General features: G+C 43.8%; 4 protein-coding genes. 3 read left to right on the plus strand and 1 reads right to left on the minus strand.

The features are described 5' to 3' along the window. The 3 genes from WKI42_RS09520 to WKI42_RS09530 all read left to right on the plus strand — a co-directional run. On the plus strand, window positions 1-1,263 hold a 1,263-nt coding region (locus WKI42_RS09520; RefSeq protein WP_368081797.1), incomplete at its 5' end, for a sodium:alanine symporter family protein. A 131-nt stretch (window positions 1,264-1,394) separates the two neighbouring features. Then, window positions 1,395-1,943, plus strand: a complete 549-nt coding sequence (locus WKI42_RS09525) for a carboxymuconolactone decarboxylase family protein (protein WP_033686525.1) — start codon at window positions 1,395-1,397, stop codon at window positions 1,941-1,943. Window positions 1,944-2,051: 108 nt separating this feature from the next. Beyond that, window positions 2,052-2,951, plus strand: a complete 900-nt coding sequence (locus WKI42_RS09530) for a TDT family transporter (protein ID WP_368081798.1) — start codon at window positions 2,052-2,054, stop codon at window positions 2,949-2,951. A 24-nt stretch (window positions 2,952-2,975) separates the two neighbouring features. On the opposite strand, the gene serS is transcribed toward WKI42_RS09530, so the two are convergent. After that, window positions 2,976-4,250: a serine--tRNA ligase gene (gene serS, locus WKI42_RS09535; RefSeq protein WP_368081799.1), complete on the minus strand. Its 1,275-nt coding sequence runs from the start codon at window positions 4,248-4,250 to the stop codon at window positions 2,976-2,978. Window positions 4,251-4,463 lie beyond the last annotated feature (213 nt).

A 4,463-nucleotide genomic window follows, 5' to 3' on the forward strand; every position in this document is an offset into this window, starting at 1 on the left:
TTGGTCGGAACAGGGATTTACCTAACTGCTCGTCTAGGACTCTTGCAGGTTTTGCGGCTGCCCAAGGCCTTCCAGCTTATTTTTACCAAGGATAAGGGGCATGGCGATGTATCCAGTTTTGCGGCCTTGTGTACAGCACTCGCAGCGACAGTTGGTACAGGAAATATTATTGGGGTGGCGACGGCTATCAAGGTCGGTGGCCCAGGAGCCCTCTTTTGGATGTGGATGGCTGCTTTCTTTGGGATGGCTACCAAGTATGCGGAAGGACTACTAGCTATCAAATACCGTACCAAGGATGATCATGGTGCAGTAGCGGGAGGTCCCATGCACTATATCCTTCTAGGGATGGGAGAAAAGTGGCGACCACTTGCCATCTTCTTTGCCCTAGCAGGTGTGCTAGTAGCTTTGTTGGGAATCGGAACCTTTACCCAAGTCAACTCGATTACAGAATCTATCCAGAATACAACGACTATTTCGCCAGCTATCACTGCTCTTGTGTTGTCTGTATTTGTAGCGATTGCAGTCTTTGGTGGACTCAAGTCCATTTCTAAGGTTTCAACTACTGTTGTTCCTTTTATGGCTATTATTTATATTTTGGGAACTCTTACAGTTATTTTCTTTAATATCGGGAAAATCCCTGCTACAATCACTCTAATTTTGACATCCGCTTTTAGTCCGGTTGCTGCGGTAGGTGGATTTGCCGGTGCTAGCATTCGGATGGCTATTCAAAATGGTGTTGCGCGTGGTGTGTTCTCAAACGAATCTGGTCTGGGTTCTGCTCCCATTGCAGCTGCTGCAGCTAAGACAAACGAACCAGTAGAGCAAGGTTTGATTTCTATGACAGGGACTTTTATTGATACCCTCATTATCTGTACCTTGACTGGTTTGACCATCTTGGTAACTGGTGTTTGGAGTGGTGACTTGAATGGGGTTGCCTTGACTCAGTCAGCCTTCTCAACAGTCTTTTCACACTTTGGACCTGCACTCCTGACAATCTTCCTTGTACTCTTTGCCTTCACGACGATTCTAGGTTGGAACTACTACGGAGAACGTTGTTTCGAGTTTCTCTTTGGGGTTCGCTTTATCTGGCTCTACCGTGTGGTCTTTGTGCTCATGGTCTTGTTGGGAGGATTTATCGAGTTGGATATGGTTTGGATTATCGCAGATATCGTTAACGCCTTGATGGCTCTACCAAACTTGATTGCCCTATTAGTCTTGTCGCCAGTCGTTATTGTTGAGACTAAAAAGTATTTTGATAAATAATGGAATCACACATCGCGTGTGATTTTTTGATTTCATAAAAAATTTCTATCGGTGCAATTTAAAATATATATTATACAAGGTATAGAATCTGTGATAGACTAGATTTCAACAACATGAAAAGAGGTTTTATGATGACAACATTTACAATTCATACAGTAGAATCAGCGCCAGCAGAAGTGAAAGAGGTTCTTGAAACAGTAGAAAAAGATAACAATGGCTATATTCCCAACCTAATCGGTCTCTTGGCTAATGCACCGACTGCTTTAGAGGCTTATCGTACTGTCGGAGCTATCAACCGTCGCAATAGCCTGACACCCGTTGAGCGCGAAGTCGTGCAAATCACGGCAGCCGTGACCAATGGTTGTGCCTTCTGTGTCGCAGGTCACACAGCCTTTTCAATTAAACAAATCCAGATGAACGATGACCTTCTGCAAGCCCTTCGCAATCGTACTCCGATTGAAACAGATCCTAAATTGGACACCCTAGCTAAGTTTACCTTGGCGGTTATCAACACTAAAGGACGTGTAGGAGATGAAGCCTTGGGTGAGTTTTTAGAAGCTGGCTACACCCAACAAAATGCCTTGGATGTGGTTCTTGGTGTCAGCCTAGCAAGCCTCTGTAACTATGCCAACAATCTAGCTAATACCCCAATTAACCCAGAATTGCAACCTTATGCTTAATTCATATCTGAGTAAAATGAAGTCTGAAATAATCGGACTTCGTTTTTTATCCCCTCATTTAAGCGCTTTTATGCTATACTGAAACTAACATGATTATTGGAGGTTAGGATGAAAAAACTCCCTTTGGTATTTTCTGGTTGTTTGCTAGGTTTGGCAGGAGCTGGAAATCTTATTTTAGATACGTTGCCGGTTCTGTCACATCTTTTTAGTCTGACTGGTTTGGTTTTATGGATTTACTTTCTGATTTTGCATCTCTTTAATTGGAAGGAAACCAAGCAAGAATTGACCAAGCCCCCTCTTTTGTCAGGGATGGCCACTTTTCCTATGGCTGGGATGATTTTATCTACCTATGTTTTTCGCGTCTTACCTCATCTTCCTTTGGTAGCGCAAGGGCTCTGGTGGTTTTCATTTCTCTTGGATGTGGCTCTGATTGCTGGCTTCACTATCAAATTTGCCTATCCAGGGCGGAGGGTTCATGCGACTCCAAGCTGGACGGTTCTCTATGTGGGGATAGCAGTAGCAGCCTTGACCTATCCTCTTGTAGGTATCATCGAAATTGCCTATGCGACCTTGAGTTTTGGATTTCTCTTGACCTTCTATCTCTACCCGCTTATTTATAGCGATTTAAAGAAACATCCACTCCCACAAGCCATGCTTGGACAAGAAGGGATCTACTGTGCTCCTTTCTCTCTACTCTTGGCTTCTCTAGTCCGAGTTGGAGGAGCCAGCCTACCGACTTGGCTCTTGATTGCCATGATTTTGGCTTCCCAATCCTTCTTTTTCTTTGTTTTAACTCGTCTGCCCAATATTTTAAAACAAGGCTTTCAACCAGCCTTCTCAGCCCTCACCTTCCCAACCATTATCACAGCTACTTCGCTCAAGATGGTTCAAGGAATCTTGAAATTTCCATTTCTGGATTATCTGGTACTGGCTGAAACTGTTATTTGCCTAATCATTTTGCTCTTTGTATTAGGTGCTTATCTAATTTGGTTACGAAAAAAGGTCTAGCTAGAAATAGCTAAACCTTATTTTTTATGGTCTGATAACTTCAGCTCCACCCATGTATGGACGAAGTGCTTCTGGAATGGTCACAGAACCATCTTCATTTTGGTAGTTTTCAAGAATAGCAGCCACTGTACGTCCAACTGCAAGTCCAGAACCGTTCAAGGTATGGAGCAATTTCACCTTGCCATCTGCTTCATCACGGTAACGGATTTGGGCACGACGGGCTTGGAAATCTTCTGTGTTTGAACAGCTTGAGATTTCACGGTAAGTATTTTGGGCTGGAATCCACACTTCCAAGTCGTAAGTTTTAGCAGCTGAGAAGCCCATATCTCCTGTAGAGAGAGCAACGACACGGTATGGAAGGTTGAGTTTTTGAAGAATATTTTCAGCGTTGGCTGTCATTTTTTCCAATTCTTCGTAAGATTCTTCTGGCTTGGCAAATTTAACCATTTCAACCTTGTGGAATTGGTGCAAACGAATCAAGCCACGAGTATCACGGCCAGCTGAACCAGCCTCAGAACGGAATGATGGGCTCATAGCAGTGAAGTAGATTGGCAGGTCTTTACCGTCAAGGATTTCATCACGGTAGTAGTTTGTCAGAGGAACTTCAGCTGTAGGAATAAGGACATAATTGCTGTCGCTGAGTTCAAAAGTGTCTTCCTTGAATTTTGGATATTGACCAGTACCAAACATAGAGTCATGGTTAACCATGTAAGGCGTGATGACTTCCGTATAGCCTTCCTTTCCATGCTCATCCAACATAAAGTTGTAGATAGCACGTTCCAAACGAGCACCGAGGCCTTTATAGAAGAGGAAGCGAGCTCCTGTTACCTTACCACCGCGTTCCCAGTCAAGGATACCAAGGTCTTCACCAAGATCCCAGTGAGCTTTAGGTTCGAAGTCAAACTCGCGTGGAGTCCCCCAACGGCGAACTTCCACATTGTCATCTTCATCAGCTCCAACAGGAACGCTATCAGCTGGAATGTTTGGAAGAGTAGTGGTAAATTCTGTCAATTTAGCATCGATGTCTGCCAATTCAGCATCCAAGGCTTTGACCTCAGCAGATAGAGTTTGCATGGCAGCAATCTTGTCATCTGCATTTTCCTTGTTGCGCTTAGCTTGGGCAATCTCAGCAGAAACTGTGTTACGTTCTGCTTTGAGAGTTTCAACCTTGACCAAGATGTCACGACGTTTGGCATCGATTTCTTTCATCTCATTCAAGACAGCAGCATCTACACCACGTGTAGCCAATTTTTCTGCGACAGCATCAAAGTCTGTACGAATACGTTTGATATCTAACATAAGAACTCCTTTATGAAAAAAGCACACCTGACAAAGCGTTGGAGTGGCAGGGCCACGGTTCCATCCAACTTCACAGGTGTGCACTTGATTGTATATGTAATTGTTATTAACGGTAGAATTTCACCTATCCCTCCTATCTGCTCGCAGCACCCGCAGACTTTCTGAAAGAAGAAGATAACCTACTTATCCGTTGCTATGATTATACTAAAGTTT

The sequence above is a fragment of the Streptococcus pseudopneumoniae genome (assembly GCF_038148935.1).
GTDB classification, from domain to species: domain Bacteria; phylum Bacillota; class Bacilli; order Lactobacillales; family Streptococcaceae; genus Streptococcus; species Streptococcus pseudopneumoniae_U.

Bases quoted from the DNA above. Each gene is read 5' to 3' on its own strand.
- WKI42_RS09525 (WP_033686525.1), top strand. From the start codon at position 1,395: ATGACAACATTTACAATTCATACAGTAGAATCAGCGCCAGCAGAAGTG.
- WKI42_RS09530 (WP_368081798.1), top strand. From the start codon at position 2,052: ATGAAAAAACTCCCTTTGGTATTTTCTGGTTGTTTGCTAGGTTTGGCA.
- serS (WP_368081799.1), bottom strand. From the start codon at position 4,250: ATGTTAGATATCAAACGTATTCGTACAGACTTTGATGCTGTCGCAGAA.